The organism is Yersinia sp. FDAARGOS_228 (assembly GCF_002073315.2).
GTDB lineage: Bacteria > Pseudomonadota > Gammaproteobacteria > Enterobacterales > Enterobacteriaceae > Yersinia > Yersinia intermedia.
The window spans coordinates 4,583,966-4,602,087 of the sequence record NZ_CP020409.2 but is presented as its reverse complement, the minus strand read 5'-3'; the positions used below and the strand labels follow the sequence as shown (position 1 = coordinate 4,602,087).

The following is an 18,122-nucleotide window of genomic DNA, read 5'->3' as shown; positions in this document are numbered from 1 at the left end:
TTTTAATCTGCAAGGAGTCACCCATGAAAAAGACAGTTGCCGTAATTTCTGCACTGATGCTCACTTTTACCTTAGCTGCCTGTTCAAGCAACTATGTTATGTATACTAATGATGGTCGCACTATCGTTGCTGATGGTAAACCTAAAGTAGATGATGACACTGGGATGATAAGTTACACCGATGCCAACGGCACCGAGCTACAAATTAACCGTTCAGAAGTAAAAGAGATGGCTGAGGGCAAGTAGTTTAGCGCTAAGTCGCGGTTCAAAAGATGCCTGATATAGCGGTGAAACCCTCTGCAACAACTTAAATTTAAGCTCTGACTACGTGCAATGCAAAGTCGCGTTTACATTTAAGCGCTGAAAGTAGGGTAAAAAAAAGCACCGCTAAAATAGCGGTGCTGCATAAAATCACTATGGACAGACAGGGTAAATGTACAGGAAGTGAAAAAAAACAGTAGCTTAGCTACTATGTCTGGACTACCAGACCATTTGCAAACACAACATCACAACCACAAAGCCAAAAGCAATTCAGTACCTGGATACTAAATCTACTTTTCGTTCCGGCTTGGGAAGTGCCGCCACTATAGGTATTTGCTGGCGCATCATCAACGGACAATTTATAATGTCTCGGATTATAAAAACTAATAAGTAAACAAAGGGTTTCATCTAAGGATGAGCCGTTATAAAAAAGTATCCAATTCATGTCAAAACGATTACCACCCCTGAACGCCTTGCGGGTTTTCGATGCGGCCGCACGCCACTTGAGTTTTACTAAAGCTGCTGATGAATTATTTGTCACGCAAGCGGCAGTTAGCCACCAGATAAAGTCCCTGGAGGATTTTCTCGGACTAAAATTGTTCCGCCGCCGTAACCGCTCGTTGTTACTGACTGAAGAGGGGCAGAGCTACTATCTCGATATCAAAGAGATTTTTACCTCCATCAATGAAGCAACTCGTAAATTACAGGCGCGTAGCGCGAAAGGTGCACTAACAGTAAGTCTCCCTCCTAGCTTTGCTATTCAATGGCTGGTCCCTCGTCTATCTGGATTTAATGCGGCTTATCCGGGGATCGATGTCAGGATTCAGGCGGTAGATCGGGAGGAGGACAAACTCGCTGATGACGTTGATGTGGCGATTTTTTATGGTCGCGGCAATTGGACCGGTTTGCGTACTGAACGTTTGTATGCCGAATTCTTACTTCCTGTTTGTGCTCCTACTATATTAACGGGTGAGCATGGATTAAAAGTACCGGCAGATCTGGCTAATCATACGTTGTTGCATGATACTTCCCGCCGGGATTGGATGGCCTATACCCGTCAACTGGGTGTTCCTCAGATTAATGTGCAACAAGGCCCGATATTCAGCCACAGTGCGATGGTGGTTCAGGCTGCCGTTCACGGCCAAGGTATTGCGCTGGTGAATAATGTCATGGCTCAGTCAGAGATTGAAGCTGGGCGGTTGGTGTGCCCGTTTAATGATGTTTTGGTGAGTAAAAATGCTTTTTATCTGGTTTGTCATGACAGTCAGGCAGAACTAGGTAAAATAGCCGCCTTTCGTCAGTGGATATTGGCAAGAGCCGCCAGCGAACAAGAAAAGTTACGCTTTCGCTATGAGAACTGATCAATCACCGTATCTGCGTAGTAATGACAACCCATTCACGATGGTAACCCACTACGATAAAATGGGTTATTGTCGGGCGATATAACGACATACCCACGTCATTGGAATCGCAGCTAGCATTTCTGCAACTTCGAGTACAAAGGGTATAACTCTATCTAATTTAAGGTAAATGACGATGAATGGTCGTTTAATGCTGATATTTGCCGCGCTGAGCGGTTTTTTCTATGTCGCTTTCGGTGCCTTTGGTGCCCATGTATTGAGTGCCTCACTGGGGCTGAATGAGATGGCCTGGATTCGTACTGGGCTGGAGTACCAAGGATTCCATACGCTGGTGATTCTGGTGTTAGCTGTTGCGATGCAACGGCAAGTAAGTATTTGGTTTTACTGGAGTGGTGCCTTGTTAGCGCTCGGAACGCTACTCTTTAGCGGCAGTTTATACTGCCTGGCTCTATCGCACCTGAAACTGTGGGTATATATCACGCCAATCGGCGGCGTATGTTTTCTGGCGGGATGGATTTTGATGTTGATTGGCGCGCTGCGTCTAAGAAAAAGGGCAGAACGCCATGAATAATAAAATTGCTTTATATTGCCGCTCTGGTTTTGAAAAAGAGTGTGCGGCCGAAATTACCGCGAAAGCGGCAGAGCTCGAAATCTTTGGTTTCGCCCGAGTAAAAGATAACAGCGGCTATGTGCTGTTTGAGTGCTACCAGTTGGAAGATGCTGATCGCTTGATTCGTGAAGTGCCTTTTCGTGAGTTGATTTTTGCTCGCCAGATGATGGTGGTGGGCGAGTTATTAAAAGATTTGCCACCAGAAGACCGTGTCTCACCGATTGTTGGGATGTTGGTCGGTGTTATTGAAAAAGCCGGTGAATTGCGTGTTGAAGTTCCTGATACCAATGAAAGCAAAGAGTTGCTTAAGTTTTGCCGTAAATTAACGGTACCTTTGCGCAGTGCATTGCGTGAACAAAAAATTCTTTCTGCCCGTGAAAACGCTCATCGCCCAGTGGTACACGTGTTCTTTATCGCGTCTGGCTGCTGTTATGTTGGCTATTCCTATAGCAATAATAACTCACCATTCTATATGGGGATCCCTCGTCTCAAGTTCCCTTCTGATGCGCCAAGCCGGTCAACATTAAAACTGGAAGAAGCGTTCCATGTGTTTATCCCTGCGGATGAATGGGAAGAGCGTTTGGCCAGCGGTATGCATGCAGTCGATCTTGGTGCTTGCCCCGGTGGCTGGACCTATCAATTAGTGCAACGCAGTATGATGGTTCAGGCTATTGATAACGGTGCGATGGCGCAAAGCCTGATGGATACCGGGCAGGTAACCCATCACCGCGTCGATGGATTTAAATATGAGCCAACGCGTAGCAATATTTACTGGTTAGTGTGCGATATGATTGAGAAGCCAGCTAAGGTGACGCAACTTATTATCAAGTGGCTGGTAAACGGGTGGTGCCGTGAGGCAATTTTTAACCTGAAATTGCCGATGAAAAAACGTTTTGAAATCGTTTTGGAAAATATAGAAATGATGGATGAACAGTTGAAAGAAAACGGTATCAATGCCCATATTCAAGCTAAACAACTCTACCACGATCGTGAAGAAGTTACAGTACACGTGCGTCGTATCTGGTCTGGTGTGCCGGGGCGTCGGGATGAGCGCCAATAGCTAATAGCTATATATCTTTGGTACTTGAAGCCTCAGTAGCTTAGTGGTGGCTCCAATTACTTGAGTATGAGTATCGCGTTATGTTCAAGGGGCCGCTCGGCCCCTTGATATTAAGGTAACCGAAGCTGCTGTAAGTTACCGTTTAATGGCAAATCGGTTCTCAGCGTGGCGATTTGCTTACAGATAAATGCCATATCTTGGTGTTGCTGCAATTTCTTCCGCCATTTCTCCGGCACTGACTCCAGGTCTTGATAAAGCGCCTCAAGGTTGCTGGCATGCTGCAATAGCAGTGCGGCAGTTTTGGCTCCTATCCCCGCGACGCCTGGAATTTTGCTGCTACTGATGCCAGCAAGCCCCCAATAATCAGGCAGTTGGTGTGGTAATACACCAAATTCTTGTTTTACAAATGGCATATCCAGCCAGCGCTTTTGGAAATAATCGCGAATCTGTACATTTGGTGCTAACAGTTGGCAGTAACCTTTGTCAGTGGAAACTATCGTCACTTGATGGCCCGCTCCGCCTATTTTCGTTGCCAAAGTTGCCGCCAGATCATCGGCTTCATTGCCAGGAGAGTGCCAGCAAGCGACCCCCAGTGAAGTAAATGCTTCACGGATCTGCGGCATTTCTTGTTGCAGGTTATCCGGCATGGGTGAGCGGCCTGCTTTGTAATCAGGCAGGCGTTGATGACGCCAACTATCAGAACGGTCATCCTCATCAAACACGGCGACCGCGTGAGTAGGCTGGCTGTGCTGAATCAGTTGTTGCAGCGCATGCTGGCAGGCATTAATGCAAGGTGAACCCTGTACGGCATGGATGCGACGAATCAGATTAAGTGCATCGACAATCAGAAGATGGATTTGCATAGCCTGTCTTATATAGTCATTAAGCCAGATTAGTGTCGGGCAGCCACACGGCTAAGTGCTGGCGCTGCCCGGTGAGGTGTTATTTAAGGCTTAACTGCAAATTTCATAGCAAGGCGTATAAGCGGTGCCAGGCAGTTTCATTCGATGCTGTGCAATAAAGCCTTGCAGCAAGCTATCCATTTGTTTCATCAATTGTGGATCACCATGCAACTTATAAGGCCCATAGGCTTCAATGGCATGAATTCCCACTTCTTTTACGTTACCCGCGACGATACCTGAGAACGCGCGGCGTAGGGCTGCGGCCAGTTCTTCAGGTGGCTGGTTGTGAGACAGATTGAGATTGGCCATATTCTCATGGCTCGGCTCAAACGGGCGCTGTAAATCTGGTTTGATACGGATAGACCAGTTGAAGCTATAAGCATCCCCCGTATTACGGCGGTTCTCTTTCACCAGTGGCATCGCTTTTTTCATTTGGCGGGCGACTTCAGCCGGGTCATCGATAATGATTTGGTAGTATTTGCGCGCACCATCACCCAGGGTGTTCATGATGAACTCATCCACCACACGGAAATAATCTGCGCTCTCTTTTGGCCCAGTTAAGATCAGCGGCAGTACCTGCTCGTTGTTTTCTGGATCCATTAATATGCCTAGCAGATAGAGTAATTCCTCTGCTGTCCCCACACCGCCTGGGAAAATAATGATGCCATGCGCGATACGAACGAACGCTTCAAGCCGTTTCTCAATATCTGGCATGATAATCAATTCATTGACCAGCGGATTAGGTGGCTCTGCCGCAATGATGGAAGGCTCAGTCATACCAATAAAACGACCATTTCTGTAACGTTGCTGGGCATGGCCAACGGCGGCACCTTTCATCGGCGCTTCCATTGCTCCTGGCCCACAGCCAGTGCAAATATTTAACTCTCGTAAACCCAGTTGGCTCCCTACTTTACGGGCATACAAGTATTCAGTTTCATTGATTGAATGGCCGCCCCAGCACACAATCATATTGGGGTCTTCATCAAGATGGAGGGCACGGGCATTTCGTAAAATAGAAAAGACCAGATTGGTCAAATGGCTGGAGCTTTCCATATCCAGATGTTGGAAACGCCCAGCGTTAACGATTTGGCCATTTACAAACAAAATATCGCGCAACACCGCAAACAGATTTGCCTGTAATGACCGAATGATTTTACCATCAACAAACGCATGTTCTGGCGGATTTACCAGTTCGAGTTTTACACCACGCTCACGACGCAATACGTTGATATCAAAAGTTTCATAGCGCGATAACAGCTCTTTACTGTTGTCGGTTAGGCTGCCTGAATTGAGAACTGCCAAGGAGCAGTTACGGAATAAACGGTACAGATCACTGCTGGCTGTACGCTTGAGCATATCCACTTCGAGCTGTGATAACAGATCCATTGAGCCGAGTGGGCTGACATGTGTAATCAAAGTTACTCCTTTACACCCCGGAGGGTGGTAGTGTCCGTGTATACCCTTCGTACTTGAAACTGCAAGGGGTTGGCTACGCTCGTTACCCGGCCCATCCTTGTGCCTCGCTTCTGAGAGGACGCGGCGTGCCGCCTACCTGCAACACCAATTACTTTGGGTATATCAGAATGCTGCTTTCTGTTTTGCCGTGGAATATCATAGAGATCTTTAAGTATCTATCTCTGATTTTTCTACTGAAAATAGCGTGAAGATACTGTAATTAACCTTAACGTTGTCCCTCGGTTTTTGCCAATACTAACGCGCGTTGAGCTTAAATGTTGCGCATATGTACGCATATATTTATTGCCGGGCCATACGTCCTGTTGATGGAACAAAATCGGTATTGGAGCGCCACGGGTTGATATCCAGCCCGCCACGGCGGGTATAACGGGCATAGACCGACAGTGTTTCTGGCTGACAAAAACGCATTATGTCGTTGAAGATACGCTCTACACATTGTTCATGGAATTCATTATGGTGCCGGAAAGAGACCAAATAACGTAGCAGTGCTTCTCGGTTAATCTGTGGGCCACTGTAACTGATTTGTACTGATCCCCAGTCTGGTTGGTGGGTAATCAGGCAGTTGGATTTGAGCAGATGGCTAACCAGGCTCTCTTCTACTCTGTTGGCCGTGGTAGCCCCTTGCAGATAATCGGCGCTAAATTCATAGCTATCGATACGAATATCCTGTTGATCGAGACATTCCCCCAAGAAATCGGCAATGGGTTGATGTGTTATTTCATGCAGTTGGTATAGCGTGACACTGACATCACCCTGAGCGCAGGCGGCCAAATCGCGTTGTAATGTGGCGCGGACACTTTCCCAGTCAGCAAATAGGGTTTGGTTAAAGCTGTTGAGATAGAGCTTAAAGCTTTTGGATTCAATCAGATTAGTGCTATCCGCATTCAGGCTGATTTCACCTACGGCAACCTGCGGTAACCCATTACTGTTTAGCCAAGACAATTCATAGAGCGTCCAGATATCTGCACCATGAAAAGGTAGGCTATCAGGATATAAACCGAGAGGTTCACGGTTCATGCTGCGTGGCACGGCCTGTAACAAGGTGACGTCATAGTGATCACGATAAGCGGTTGGTTTACCCAGCGTCAGTTCCGCCAGAGCCTTATGGTCTTGATATGAAGACATGCTGTTTCCATGATGAGAGAAAGGTACAATAGCTTTAGTTTATCAATTTATGCTGCGTTTAACTGCATTTCTGAGTGGGGCAGTGACCACTTTGGTGCAGCGCTAGCCGCCGCGATACTGAGAATCGAGAATGGACCAGAACGTTTCAACGGCACTGAATAGCTTTACTCAACGCTATATCGATTTATGGCAGCAGCAGGCCGGGCATCCGCCTGCCAGTGAAGAGCTTTATGGTGTGCCTTCACCTTGTATCGTGGAAACTCAAGATAGTCAGGTATTTTGGTTACCTCAACCTGCTGTTGCCGATACCACATTGGCCAATATTGAGCGGGCGTTGGAGATTCAGCTTCATCCTGATATTCATGAGTTTTATACCTGCCAATATGCTGGTGACATGATGGCTGATCTAGGTGATAACCGCTTTACGTTGCTACAAGTGTGGAGCGAAGATGATTTTATCCGTTTACAGGAGAATCTAATTGGCCATCTGGTAACGCAGAAAAGGCTGAAACTCTCGCCGACACTGTTTTTGGCGACTACCGAGTCAGAAATGGCGATGGCTTCACTGTGCAATGTCACGGGTAATGTGGTGTTAGAGCAATTTGGTAGTAGCAAACGTACCCTGCTAGCATCAACGCTCATACATTTTCTTGATGCATTGCGCCCTGTATTACCTGAGTAAGCAAGTGGTTATTGTTTATTCTGGTCGAGCCGGTGTGCGAGATCTCTCACACCGGCTGTGAGACATCACTTCTATTATTCGACTGTGAAATTTTTGTACCAAACTTATCTTCAATAAAATCATTTTGTTACAAACATTCACTTTTTATATGTAAAAGTATCGTCACCATTATTCTTACAGTACCTTGTCACCTTTTGTTGATTAAGCGATCCTTCTAATCGCTGGATAGGATCTGGCGGAGAAGGACGGTATCAGGATGCTACCACTTCAGGATGAAGAACACAGGGACTGCTTAGGATGAGTGAAGGGACGTTTCAGGATGAAACCAAGGACACCTCCAGGATGGAGATTGAGAGCCGGTTCAGGATGAATGGTGGGTTAGGATAACCTCAGGATTAGCATCGGGATGGTGTAGGAAACTGCGATGGATTGCTGGTTAGGATAACCATACGGAAAAGTTTTCATGGATTGAGCAGGGAGCATCACTTTTAGCGGGATAGCTATGAAACGAATTGAGGGGTACTGGTAAAACAGTACCCCTTTTTTTATGCTTTTTTTGCCTAACAGCCCTCTGTTGGTTAGGGTGCCAGTTTGGGCATCTTCTTCTTCAATGGTATGCTTGGCCGCCGTTGAATCAGCCCGGCGAATGGCTGTTTTTTGGTTGAGAGCATAATCATGAGTACAGAAAATCAGGTGCGTCAGAACTTACGGGATATTGAGCTTGCCATGCGAGCAATTGATCTTTGGCAAATTGTTCCACCACCAGCGACAGCCTTTGAAAGTAACGAACCTTTCAGTATCGATACCATGGATGCTGAACAGTGGCTGCAATGGGTACTGATTCCCCGAATGTATGCATTGTTGGAATCGAATAGCCCACTTCCGGCGCGTTTTGCCATTACGCCATACTTTGAAGAAGCGCTGAGTGGTGATGGTCGGCCAGATTGCACCACACTGCTGGCACAATTACAGCGCCTCGATGATTTGCTGAATAAAGAAAGTAACTAATGCTGGAAATAATTTATCAAGATGAACATATAGTTGCGGTGAATAAACCCGCCGGCTGGCTGGTTCACCGTAGTTGGTTGGACAGTAATGAAACCGTATTTGTGATGCAAACGGTGCGCGACCAGATTGGCCAGCATGTTTATACCGTCCACCGCCTGGATCGTCCAACATCAGGTGTGCTGTTGATGGCACTATCCAGTGATGTCGCTCGTGCTCTTTCGGCGCAGTTTGAACAGCATCAGATCCAGAAAACATACCATGCAGTCGTTCGTGGCTATGTGCTGGAAGGTGGCACGGTTGATTACGCGATGAGCGAAGAACTGGATAAAATCGCGGATAAGCATTCCAAACAAGATAAAGCGCCACAGCCGTCAGTTACCCATTATCAGCCTTTGGCTCAAGTGGAGGTTCCTATTGCTATTGGGCGTTATGACACGGCACGCTTCAGCTTATTGGAACTGAAGCCAGAAACCGGGCGTAAGCACCAGCTACGTCGGCATATGGCACATATACGCCATCCGATCATTGGTGACAGTGCCCACGGTGATTTGCGCCAGAACAGGGGTATTGCCCAACACTTTGGCTGCCCACGGCTCATGTTGCACGCCAGCCATTTACAACTGAATCATCCAGTCACCGGTGAGGTGCTTTCACTTACGGCGCGCTGGGATGAATCCTGGCAAGGATTGATGTCACACTTTGGTTGGTTAGGTATTACCCCTCATCTTGAAAGGGTTGAGTTTCCGGTAACCGAAGGTCAGGATAGTGAATAATTTTTCTGGTTAAAAGGGAATGTTTTTTATGGCTCAGGTCGGGATTTTTGTTGGCACTGTTTACGGCAATGCGTTGTTAGTAGCGGAAGAAACTGAAAACATACTGAAAGAGCAGGGGCATGAGGTAACACTGTTTGAAGAGGGTACGTTAGAAGCCTGGCAGTATTATCGTCAACATTATGCGCTGGTTATCACCTCTACTACCGGACAAGGTGACTTCCCTGACAGCATAGCAGCACTGTTCGTCGCGGTTCGTGATCAGGTTGGGTTTCAGCCAGAGCTACGTTATGGCGTTATTGCACTAGGTGACAGCAGCTATGATAATTTCTGCGGTGCAGGGCGAGCATTCGATGAGCTGCTGCAAGAGCAAGGTGCGACACGGATCGGCGAAAGGCTGGAAATTGACGCGATGGAGCACCCAGAGCCAGAAGTCGTATCAGCACCGTGGGTAGAAAAATGGGGCCGCTTGCTTAAGTAACATAGCTTCTGCTCAATGGCGTATTGTGGCGTGCAGTGTTGTGCCGCCACAATACGTGCTCAGTCAGATTTAGCGGCCGTTGGTCAGCTTTTCCAAATCTGATTCAATTTCTGAAATTTTATTGGCGACAACGCTTTCTAAATGGCGCAAGTCATCCAGGATTTTGCGTTTCAAATCCACTTCAATCTGATCGCGCTTACACAGTTGATCCAACTCATCAATGACGTAACGGAGATTAGGATTGATTTCATTGATTTCTTTGTAACCATGCCCAGCATTATCAGCCACCACGGTTTTGCGTTGGCGCGGATATTTGAATTTCACACTCTTAGCAAAAAACTCGCCTTTATCTTTGCGGAAATAAATTTTCAGAATGTCGTTATTGGCCTCCTGACGCAGGCTATAGCGATCGACATCTTCTGGTTGTGTGATTCCTAAGCTTTTCAGATTGTCATACATAGCGCCACCTTTTTGGTTTTATATTCCACAGTTTATGATTATGACGGTAAATTTCGCCAAAGTATGTGATTGCAGGCGATAACTTCACAAAGCAAAAAAATAGCGGGTGATTAGCCCGCTATGTTCATCTTAGTCGATGGTACGTAATAACTCATTAATACCGACTTTTCCACGGGTTTTCGCGTCAACTTTCTTCACGATAACCGCACAGTACAGGCTGTAGCTACCGTCTTTCGATGGCAGGTTACCGGAAACAACAACGGACCCGGCCGGAACGCGGCCATAATGGATTTCACCGGTTTCACGATCATAAATACGGGTGCTTTGCCCAATAAAGACGCCCATGGAGATAACGGAACCTTCTTCGACGATAACCCCTTCAACCACTTCTGAACGCGCGCCGACAAAGCAGTTATCTTCAATGATGGTTGGATTGGCTTGCAGTGGCTCAAGTACGCCACCAATGCCAACACCACCAGACAAGTGCACATTCTTACCAATTTGTGCGCAAGAACCGACAGTTGCCCACGTATCGACCATGGTGCCTTCATCAACGAAAGCGCCAATATTCACATAAGAAGGCATCAGTACGGTATTACGGGCGATAAATGCGCCTTTACGTACGGTTGCTGGTGGGACGACACGGAAGCCTTCACGTTGGAAGCGCGCTTCATCGTAACCGGCGAATTTCATTGGCACTTTGTCGTAGTAACGCGTTTCTGCGCCTTCCATGACCTGGTTATCATTGATACGGAAAGACAGCAGTACCGCTTTTTTCAGCCATTGATGGGTAACCCACTGGCCGTCAATCTTTTCAGCAACCCGTAGCGCGCCGGTATCGAGCAGATCAATCACATGGTTAATCGCTTCACGGGTTACGGTATCAACGTTGGCTGGTGTGATATCTGCACGGCGTTCGAAGGCGGTTTCAATAACGTTCTGTAGTTGCTGCATCCTGTTCTTTCCCGATGTTATACCCTTGGTATTTGAAGCCACAGCAGTGTTAGCGACCCCGAATCACTGACTTATGTAAGCTCATCGGCGTTCGTTCATTTGCTGCCTTGCTGTGGTTCCAATCACTTTGGGTAGCTAAAATTAATGGCTAAAAAGTTATTTGTATCACAGTTTATCGTTCGGATTGAGGGTATCTGTCAACCGTTGTGCTAATTCGTGGCGGGTTTCAATACTTAAAGCACGGCGATCTTTATCTGCTAATACAAATAAATCCTCCACCCGCTCGCCGATAGTTGTGATACGTGCGCTATGCAGTGATAGCCCTAAATCTGCAAATATCCCGCCCACCCGAGCCAGTAAGCCCGGCTGGTCCAGTGCAATTAACTCCAGATAAGTACGGCGCTCATTATGGGTTGGCAAGAAATTGGTTTCAGTCGGTACACTAAAATGCCGCAATTTAGGCGATAGCCGCCTGACGCGCGGATGTTGATAATTCGGCTGGGTCATCGCTTGTTCTAAGGCATGACTAATGATGGGATGCCTATCTTGGGCCAGTGGGCTGCCATCTGGCTCCAATACGATAAAAGTATCCATCGCCATACCATCGCGGTTGGTGAAAATCTGTGCGTCATGGACACTCAGATTGCGGCGATCCAGCTCACCGACCACCGCAGCAAACAGTGATGGGCGGTCAGGGCTCCAGATGAATATTTCGGTTCCCCCCCGCGTTGCCTGGTGGCTAACTAACACCAGTGGCTTGGTTGAGTCATGTTCTAATAAGTGGCGGGCATGCCAGGCTAATTGATTGGGTGAATGGCGCAGGAAGTAATCAGCCCGGCAACGGCTCCAGATGCGGTGCAGTGCTTCTTCATCGATATTATCCATCCGCAGCAGCGCCAGAGCTTGTAGCCGGTGGTGACGGACACGTTCGCGCAAATCCGGGCTGTTTTGCATACCACGGCGTAACTGTTTCTCTGTGGCGAAATAAAGTTCGCGTAACAGGCTTTGTTTCCAGCTATTCCACAAATTTTCATTGGTGGCACAGATATCAGCCACCGTCAGACTGACTAAATAGCGCAAGCGAGTTTCGCTTTGTACCTCGGCGGAAAATTGCTGAATAACCGCAGGGTCCTGAATATCCCGACGCTGAGCTGTCACTGACATCAATAGATGGCAACGAACTAACCACGCCACCAGTTGAGCTTCACGCGAGTTAAGACCGTGCTGCTCAGCAAATTCCAATACATCGTGAGCGCCCAGTATTGAATGATCGCCCCCTCGCCCTTTGGCAATATCGTGGAACAGCGCTGCTAGCAACAATAATTCAGGCTGAGGCAGGCGTGGGTAAAGCTCGACACAGAGGGGATGGCGTGGCCGGGTTTTTTCATCGGCAAAACTTTCGAGTTTAAGTAACACTCGAATAGTGTGCTCATCCACGGTATAAGCGTGAAACAGGTCAAACTGCATCTGACCCACAATACTGCCCCATTGCGGCATATAGGCCCACAGCACACTGTGGCGGTGCATTGGTAATAATGCGCGGGAAACCGCACCAGGATGGCGCAAAATGGCCATAAACAGTTTGCGGGCTTCAGGAATGTTGCATAAAGGCTGTTTAAGATGCCGCCGGGCATGGCGCAAGCGGCGTACTGTGGTGGAATAGATGCCTTTGATATCTTGATTGCGTACCATCAGATAGAACATGCGCATAATAGCTTCAGGCTGCTGGACAAACAGGTTCTCATCACGCAGATCGATTAAATTCCCGCGTAACTGAAATTCATCATCCAGTGGACGTGGCTTTTCATTGGTACCCAGCGCCAGTATGGCTTCGTCAAACAGTTGTAACAGCATGTTGTTCAGTTCGCTGACCCGGCGCGTCATACGATAAAAATCTTTCATCATCCGTTCGACCGGTTCATTGCCTTCGCCCTGATATTGCAAAAGCTGAGCCACACTGAGTTGGCGGTCAAACAGCAGGCGGTTATCGTAGCGAGTCAATACCAAATGCAGTGCAAAACGGATGCGCCACAGAAAGCTCTGGCTTTCAATCAACTCATTGCGCTCAGCTTTGGTCAAAAACCCGAAATCAACCATCTCACTTAAGGATGTGGCACCAAAATGGCGGCGGGCGACCCATTGTAGGGTGTGGATGTCCCGTAACCCACCAGGGCTACTTTTGATATCAGGCTCCAGGTTATAACTGGTGCCATGGTAGCGCTTATGTCGTTCTTGTTGCTCGGTGATTTTGGCATGGAAAAATTGCGGAGAAGGCCAGAAACTGTCGCTGAAAATGTGTTTCTGCATCTGTAAAAACAGTGCCACATCACCGCAAATCAAGCGTGACTCAATCATATTCGTGGCGACGGTAAGATCGGCTAATCCTTCCAGCAAACACTCTTCCAGTGTGCGCACGCTGTGGCCGACTTCCAGTTTCAGGTCCCATAGCAAAGTGATCAACTGACCGACGCGCTGCGCAAGTTCATCACTCAGGCGCAGCTTGCTGAGGACCAATACATCAATGTCTGATAAGGGGTGCAGTTCACCACGGCCATAGCCGCCCACGGCAACCAGCGCGGTTTCTGCCACATCATCAAAGCCATAAAATGTCCACAGCCGCCGTAACAGACGGTCAATGTAATCACTGCGTGCAGCAATTAATATCTCGGCACTGATTCCGCCATTGAATGCTTCCGCCAACCAAAGCTGGAAAGCCTCAAGGCGTTGCTTGAGAATCGGGCAATTAAGTTCACTATCGAGATAAGTGCTCGGTGGTGCGGGCTGCTCAGGAATGACCTTCGGTACCACTGGGGATACAGAGTGCTCGGTGTGATTGTCAGACATATGTTTACCTGATAAATGCGACCTGATCAAAAGACGCAGCCCATAAAAAAGCCGGCGGCTGCCGGCTTGTCATTATTACTCGTGCGTTATGATGTTGGGGATGGTGTCATCCTTTCGCAACGTCATTATTTCGCAGCCGTTATCGGTTACCACAATAGTATGCTCATACTGTGCCGACAAGCTGCGATCTTTAGTTTTTACTGTCCAGCCATCTTTCATGGTACGAATTCGGTAATCCCCTGCGTTGACCATAGGCTCAATGGTGAAAGCCATACCCGTTTGCAGGATTACGCCACCGTCGTCTGCATCGTAGTGCAGCACTTGTGGCTCTTCATGGAAACCTTCGCCAATACCGTGACCACAATATTCACGCACCACAGAAAAGTTTTCTGCTTCCACAAATTTCTGGATCTCTTTACCCAGAGTGCGCAGGCGGATACCCGGTTTGACCATTTTGATTGCCAGATACAGGCTCTCTTGAGTAATACGGCACAGGCGCTCACCCAAAATGGTTGGTTTGCCGACGATAAACATTTTTGATGTATCGCCATGGAAACCGTCTTTAATAACAGTCACGTCGATATTGACGATGTCGCCGTCTTTCAACACTTTCTCGTCACTTGGAATACCGTGACAAATTACTTCATTAACGGAGATACAGACCGATTTAGGAAAACCGTGGTAACCCAGGCAAGCAGAGATAGCCTGTTGGTGGTTGGTGATATGGTCGTGGCAGATACGATCGAGTTCACCGGTGGTTACCCCCGGTTTTACGTGAGGTTCAATGATCTCCAGCACTTCAGCAGCCAAGCGGCCAGCAACGCGCATTTTTTGAATATCTTCAGGTGTTTTTATTGAGATTGCCATGCAAAAGTGTCCGTAGGGGCTGTGAGTACCAACCAGCCGCCGTAATATGAATAAGCAGGTAATAAATATCATATACCCTAAATAATCTGCCGCTAATGGTACCAGCCCAGCAATTTGCTGCCAAACTTTCGTTTGCAGTGACGACACTAAATGCAACAAAAGTTGGTGTGTTGTGGCTGTTTATGGTATAAAGCGCGCCGGCAAACCGCACTATTATGTTGTCGTTTCAAACCCGATTTCGGGGCATGTTATGATGGCAGGTGGCTGTTTAGCTGAGTAATACCAATCGCACTCATATGTGTAAATAACACACACGTGTCGACACATACGCCGGGGTGCCCTAAAGTTTTTGATGATTATCAATTTCTTATGGGGTCGGCGTTATGGGGCACGTGGAGGCATAACCCCAACTGATACTATAGAGGTTTTAATCATGGCAACTGTTTCCATGCGCGACATGCTCCAGGCCGGTGTTCACTTCGGTCACCAGACCCGTTACTGGAACCCGAAAATGAAGCCTTTCATCTTCGGCGCACGTAACAAAGTTCACATCATCAACCTGGAAAAGACCGTACCATTGTTCAACGAAGCTCTGGCTGAATTGAAAAAGATCTCTTCCCGTAAAGGTAAGATCTTGTTCGTTGGTACTAAACGCGCAGCAAGCGAAGCGGTAAAAGACGCTGCCAACAACTGCGACCAGTTCTTCGTGAACCATCGCTGGTTGGGCGGGATGCTGACTAACTGGAAAACTGTTCGTCAGTCCATCAAACGTTTGAAAGATTTGGAAATCCAGTCTCAAGACGGCACCTTTGACAAGCTGACCAAAAAAGAAGCGCTGATGCGTACTCGTGAACTGAACAAGCTGGAAAACAGCCTGGGCGGTATCAAAGACATGGGCGGTTTACCAGACGCTCTGTTTGTTGTTGATGCTGATCACGAACACATCGCTATCAAAGAAGCTAACAACCTGGGTATCCCGGTATTCTCTATCGTTGATACTAACTCCGATCCAGATGGCGTTGACTTCATCATCCCAGGTAACGATGACGCGATCCGTGCAGTTAAACTGTACCTGAACGCCGTTGCTACTGCCGTCACTGAAGGTCGTTCTCAAGATCTGGCCGTTCAAGCGGAAGAAAGCTTCGTAGAAGCTGAATAATAAGTCAGGCTCGTTGGAGCCCTTATTAACCAGGTATTGAAATATGTTGGTTAGGGGGCCTTTTATAGGCCCCCTTTGCGTATCTAATGTGAGATCTTGTTTTCACAAGAGAACCGAGGAAATTTAAATGGTTGCTATTACCGCTGCTTTGGTAAAAGAACTGCGTGAGCGTACTGCCGCAGGCATGATGGAATGTAAAAAGGCGTTGGTTGAAGCTAACGGCGACATCGAGCTTGCCATCGACAATATGCGTAAATCTGGTCAGGCTAAAGCGGCCAAGAAAGCAGGCCGTATCGCTGCTGAAGGCATCATCCTGGCTCAACTTTCAGCCGACGGCAAATTCGGTGTGATTCTGGAACTGAACTGCGAAACTGACTTCGTTGCTAAAGATGCTGGCTTTAAAGCATTTGGCGAAGAAGTTATCAACGCAGCTCTGGCTGACAAAATCACTAATATCGACGTTCTGAAAGCTAAGTTTGAAGAACAACGCGCCAATCTGGTCGCTAAAATCGGCGAGAACATCAACATTCGTCGTATTGCTGCTCTGGAAGGCGATGTTCTGGGTACTTATCTGCACGGCGCTCGTATCGGCGTTATGGTTGCAGCAACTGGCGCTGATGAAGAGCTGGTTAAGCACATTGCTATGCACATTGCTGCAAGCAAACCAGAATATGTTAAGCCAGACGATGTTCCTGCTGAAGTTGTTGCTCGCGAGCACCAAATCCAGTTGGACATTGCTATCGAATCCGGCAAACCACGTGAAATTGCTGAGAAGATGGTTGAAGGCCGTATGCGTAAGTTCACCGGCGAAGTTTCTCTGACTGGTCAGAACTTCGTTATGGACCCAAGCAAAACAGTTGGTGATTTGTTGAAAGAGAACAAAGCTGACGTTACAAACTTCATCCGCTTCGAAGTGGGCGAAGGCATTGAGAAAGTTGAGACTGACTTTGCTGCTGAAGTTGCAGCAATGAGTAAACAGTCTTAATGCTAAAAATGGGGCCGCCAATAGGCGGTTCCATTTTATCTACTCTATACCCGTCATACTTCAAGTTACAGGTGTGTTGACTGCTTTCGTTCACCTCAGCCACTTACTATGTAAGCTCCTGAGGATTCGCTCAGTTATTATCTTCCTGCAACTCGAATTATGTAGAGTATAAGCTTAGTCCAGTCAGTTTTCAGTGCAGTATTGCTTTGAATATCTGACGGTTAAGCCCCCAATACTTATTACTGCTGCTTAGGACAGAACACCATGGCAACCAATGCAAAACCCGTATATCAGCGTATCCTGCTTAAACTTAGCGGCGAAGCCCTGCAAGGCGCAGAAGGTTTTGGTATCGACGCAAGCGTTTTGGATCGCATGGCTCAAGAAGTTAAAGAGCTGGTTGAATTGGGCATTCAGGTCGGTGTGGTCATTGGCGGTGGTAACTTATTCCGCGGTGCCGGTTTGGCACAGGCTGGGATGAACCGCGTAGTGGGCGACCACATGGGAATGCTGGCTACCGTAATGAACGGCCTGGCAATGCGAGATGCACTGCACCGTGCCTATGTGAACGCCCGTCTGATGTCTGCTATTCCACTTAACGGTGTGTGTGACAATTACAGTTGGGCTGAAGCGATCAGCTTGCTGCGTCATAACCGTGTGGTGATTTTTGCCGCAGGCACGGGTAATCCTTTCTTCACTACAGATTCTGCGGCGTGTCTGCGTGGTATTGAGATCGAAGCTGATGTCGTATTGAAGGCGACGAAAGTTGATGGCGTTTACTCCGCAGATCCGGTTAAAAACCCTGACGCAACACTGTACGAACAGCTAACCTATCAGGATGTTCTGGAGCGCGAGCTAAAAGTTATGGATCTGGCGGCCTTCACTTTGGCCCGTGATCATAATTTGCCAATTCGTGTTTTCAATATGAACAAACCTGGCGCTCTGCGTCGCGTGGTGATGGGTGAGAATGAAGGGACGTTGATCACTAAAGAAGTGACATCGATCGCTAAATAAGCGGCAGCCTGTATTATCAGGGGCATGCGGCTTTCAGATATGCCCCCAATGCCTGCAACTGTTGGTTTGTATATTCACCGGCTATACTCATGCTATGGCCTGCCAAGT

Annotated in this window: 18 protein-coding genes; 11 read left to right on the top strand and 7 right to left on the bottom strand. The window is 47.7% G+C overall.

The features are described from left to right. Positions 1-23: 23 nt before the first annotated feature. The 4 genes from A6J67_RS21545 to rlmM all read left to right on the top strand — a co-directional run bounded on the left by A6J67_RS21545 (position 24) and on the right by rlmM (position 3,291). Complete coding sequence (locus A6J67_RS21545) at positions 24-245, top strand: YgdI/YgdR family lipoprotein (protein ID WP_080608422.1); 222 nt, start codon at positions 24-26, stop codon at positions 243-245. 458 nt (positions 246-703) lie between these two features. After that, a complete protein-coding gene (locus A6J67_RS21540) occupies positions 704-1,621 on the top strand; it encodes a transcriptional regulator GcvA (protein WP_005185784.1) in 918 nt (305 codons plus the stop codon). A gap of 175 nt (positions 1,622-1,796) precedes the next feature. After that, entirely contained in the window at positions 1,797-2,192 is a 396-nt protein-coding gene (locus A6J67_RS21535) for a DUF423 domain-containing protein (RefSeq protein WP_005185782.1), read from the top strand. Next, on the top strand, positions 2,185-3,291 hold the full coding sequence (rlmM, locus tag A6J67_RS21530) for a 23S rRNA (cytidine(2498)-2'-O)-methyltransferase RlmM (RefSeq protein WP_032906516.1): 1,107 nt from the start codon (positions 2,185-2,187) through the stop codon (positions 3,289-3,291). Before A6J67_RS21535 ends, rlmM begins: the two co-directional genes overlap by 8 nt. 110 nt (positions 3,292-3,401) lie before the next feature. Here rlmM and xni read toward each other — a convergent pair whose 3' ends face one another. The 3 genes from xni to queF all read right to left on the bottom strand — a co-directional run bounded on the left by xni (position 3,402) and on the right by queF (position 6,794). Then, on the bottom strand, positions 3,402-4,154 hold the full coding sequence (gene xni / locus A6J67_RS21525) for a flap endonuclease Xni (protein WP_005185779.1): 753 nt from the start codon (positions 4,152-4,154) through the stop codon (positions 3,402-3,404). Positions 4,155-4,244: 90 nt separating this feature from the next. Then, positions 4,245-5,609 carry a nucleotide 5'-monophosphate nucleosidase PpnN gene (gene ppnN, locus A6J67_RS21520; protein ID WP_032906515.1) on the bottom strand — a complete coding sequence of 455 codons (1,365 nt, stop codon included), beginning with the start codon at positions 5,607-5,609 and terminating at the stop codon, positions 4,245-4,247. 339 nt (positions 5,610-5,948) lie between these two features. Continuing rightward, complete coding sequence (queF, locus tag A6J67_RS21515; RefSeq protein WP_042569229.1) at positions 5,949-6,794, bottom strand: NADPH-dependent 7-cyano-7-deazaguanine reductase QueF; 846 nt, start codon at positions 6,792-6,794, stop codon at positions 5,949-5,951. Between the two features lie 130 nt (positions 6,795-6,924). Here queF and syd point away from each other — a divergent pair, with 130 nt between their 5' ends. The 4 genes from syd to A6J67_RS21495 all read left to right on the top strand — a co-directional run bounded on the left by syd (position 6,925) and on the right by A6J67_RS21495 (position 9,735). Next, positions 6,925-7,476: a SecY-interacting protein gene (syd, locus tag A6J67_RS21510; RefSeq protein WP_005185776.1), complete on the top strand. Its 552-nt coding sequence runs from the start codon at positions 6,925-6,927 to the stop codon at positions 7,474-7,476. Positions 7,477-8,151: 675 nt separating this feature from the next. Further along, on the top strand, positions 8,152-8,484 hold the full coding sequence (locus A6J67_RS21505; RefSeq protein ID WP_032906513.1) for a YqcC family protein: 333 nt from the start codon (positions 8,152-8,154) through the stop codon (positions 8,482-8,484). After that, positions 8,484-9,257 carry a tRNA pseudouridine(65) synthase TruC gene (truC, locus tag A6J67_RS21500; protein WP_042569230.1) on the top strand — a complete coding sequence of 258 codons (774 nt, stop codon included), beginning with the start codon at positions 8,484-8,486 and terminating at the stop codon, positions 9,255-9,257. Before A6J67_RS21505 ends, truC begins: the two co-directional genes overlap by 1 nt. 28 nt (positions 9,258-9,285) lie before the next feature. Next, positions 9,286-9,735, top strand: coding sequence for a flavodoxin (locus A6J67_RS21495; RefSeq protein WP_042569231.1), 450 nt, complete (start codon positions 9,286-9,288; stop codon positions 9,733-9,735). A 69-nt stretch (positions 9,736-9,804) separates the two neighbouring features. Here the strand turns inward: A6J67_RS21495 and A6J67_RS21490 are convergent, their stop codons facing one another. From A6J67_RS21490 to map, 4 genes are all read right to left on the bottom strand, one after another. After that, on the bottom strand, positions 9,805-10,194 hold the full coding sequence (locus tag A6J67_RS21490) for a DUF3461 family protein (RefSeq protein WP_004706707.1): 390 nt from the start codon (positions 10,192-10,194) through the stop codon (positions 9,805-9,807). Positions 10,195-10,323: 129 nt separating this feature from the next. After that, a complete protein-coding gene (dapD, locus tag A6J67_RS21485) occupies positions 10,324-11,148 on the bottom strand; it encodes a 2,3,4,5-tetrahydropyridine-2,6-dicarboxylate N-succinyltransferase (RefSeq protein WP_004391708.1) in 825 nt (274 codons plus the stop codon). Between the two features lie 165 nt (positions 11,149-11,313). Next, positions 11,314-13,992 (bottom strand): bifunctional uridylyltransferase/uridylyl-removing protein GlnD, encoded by a 2,679-nt coding sequence (glnD, locus tag A6J67_RS21480; RefSeq protein ID WP_050297319.1) that lies wholly within the window; start codon positions 13,990-13,992, stop codon positions 11,314-11,316. 75 nt (positions 13,993-14,067) lie between these two features. Continuing rightward, entirely contained in the window at positions 14,068-14,859 is a 792-nt protein-coding gene (gene map, locus A6J67_RS21475; protein ID WP_032906509.1) for a type I methionyl aminopeptidase, read from the bottom strand. Between the two features lie 433 nt (positions 14,860-15,292). On the opposite strand from map, the gene rpsB reads away from it, so the two are divergent. The 3 genes from rpsB (at position 15,293) to pyrH (ending at position 18,014) form a co-directional block, all read left to right on the top strand. Continuing rightward, positions 15,293-16,018, top strand: coding sequence for a 30S ribosomal protein S2 (gene rpsB, locus A6J67_RS21470; protein ID WP_005185764.1), 726 nt, complete (start codon positions 15,293-15,295; stop codon positions 16,016-16,018). A 127-nt stretch (positions 16,019-16,145) separates the two neighbouring features. Continuing rightward, positions 16,146-17,003: a translation elongation factor Ts gene (tsf, locus tag A6J67_RS21465; protein WP_005185754.1), complete on the top strand. Its 858-nt coding sequence runs from the start codon at positions 16,146-16,148 to the stop codon at positions 17,001-17,003. A 264-nt stretch (positions 17,004-17,267) separates the two neighbouring features. Next, positions 17,268-18,014, top strand: coding sequence for a UMP kinase (gene pyrH, locus A6J67_RS21460; RefSeq protein WP_005185746.1), 747 nt, complete (start codon positions 17,268-17,270; stop codon positions 18,012-18,014). The last annotated feature ends 108 nt before the right edge of the window (positions 18,015-18,122 follow it).

Coding starts and splice junctions, on each gene's coding strand:
- tsf (WP_005185754.1), top strand. CDS start 16,146: ATGGTTGCTATTACCGCTGCTTTGGTAAAAGAACTGCGTGAGCGTACT.
- dapD (WP_004391708.1), bottom strand. CDS start 11,148: ATGCAGCAACTACAGAACGTTATTGAAACCGCCTTCGAACGCCGTGCA.
- A6J67_RS21505 (WP_032906513.1), top strand. CDS start 8,152: ATGAGTACAGAAAATCAGGTGCGTCAGAACTTACGGGATATTGAGCTT.
- queF (WP_042569229.1), bottom strand. CDS start 6,794: ATGTCTTCATATCAAGACCATAAGGCTCTGGCGGAACTGACGCTGGGT.
- xni (WP_005185779.1), bottom strand. CDS start 4,154: ATGCAAATCCATCTTCTGATTGTCGATGCACTTAATCTGATTCGTCGC.
- A6J67_RS21545 (WP_080608422.1), top strand. CDS start 24: ATGAAAAAGACAGTTGCCGTAATTTCTGCACTGATGCTCACTTTTACC.
- syd (WP_005185776.1), top strand. CDS start 6,925: ATGGACCAGAACGTTTCAACGGCACTGAATAGCTTTACTCAACGCTAT.
- A6J67_RS21535 (WP_005185782.1), top strand. CDS start 1,797: ATGAATGGTCGTTTAATGCTGATATTTGCCGCGCTGAGCGGTTTTTTC.
- glnD (WP_050297319.1), bottom strand. CDS start 13,992: ATGTCTGACAATCACACCGAGCACTCTGTATCCCCAGTGGTACCGAAG.
- rlmM (WP_032906516.1), top strand. CDS start 2,185: ATGAATAATAAAATTGCTTTATATTGCCGCTCTGGTTTTGAAAAAGAG.
- map (WP_032906509.1), bottom strand. CDS start 14,859: ATGGCAATCTCAATAAAAACACCTGAAGATATTCAAAAAATGCGCGTT.
- A6J67_RS21495 (WP_042569231.1), top strand. CDS start 9,286: ATGGCTCAGGTCGGGATTTTTGTTGGCACTGTTTACGGCAATGCGTTG.
- pyrH (WP_005185746.1), top strand. CDS start 17,268: ATGGCAACCAATGCAAAACCCGTATATCAGCGTATCCTGCTTAAACTT.
- truC (WP_042569230.1), top strand. CDS start 8,484: ATGCTGGAAATAATTTATCAAGATGAACATATAGTTGCGGTGAATAAA.
- rpsB (WP_005185764.1), top strand. CDS start 15,293: ATGGCAACTGTTTCCATGCGCGACATGCTCCAGGCCGGTGTTCACTTC.
- A6J67_RS21490 (WP_004706707.1), bottom strand. CDS start 10,194: ATGTATGACAATCTGAAAAGCTTAGGAATCACACAACCAGAAGATGTC.
- A6J67_RS21540 (WP_005185784.1), top strand. CDS start 704: ATGTCAAAACGATTACCACCCCTGAACGCCTTGCGGGTTTTCGATGCG.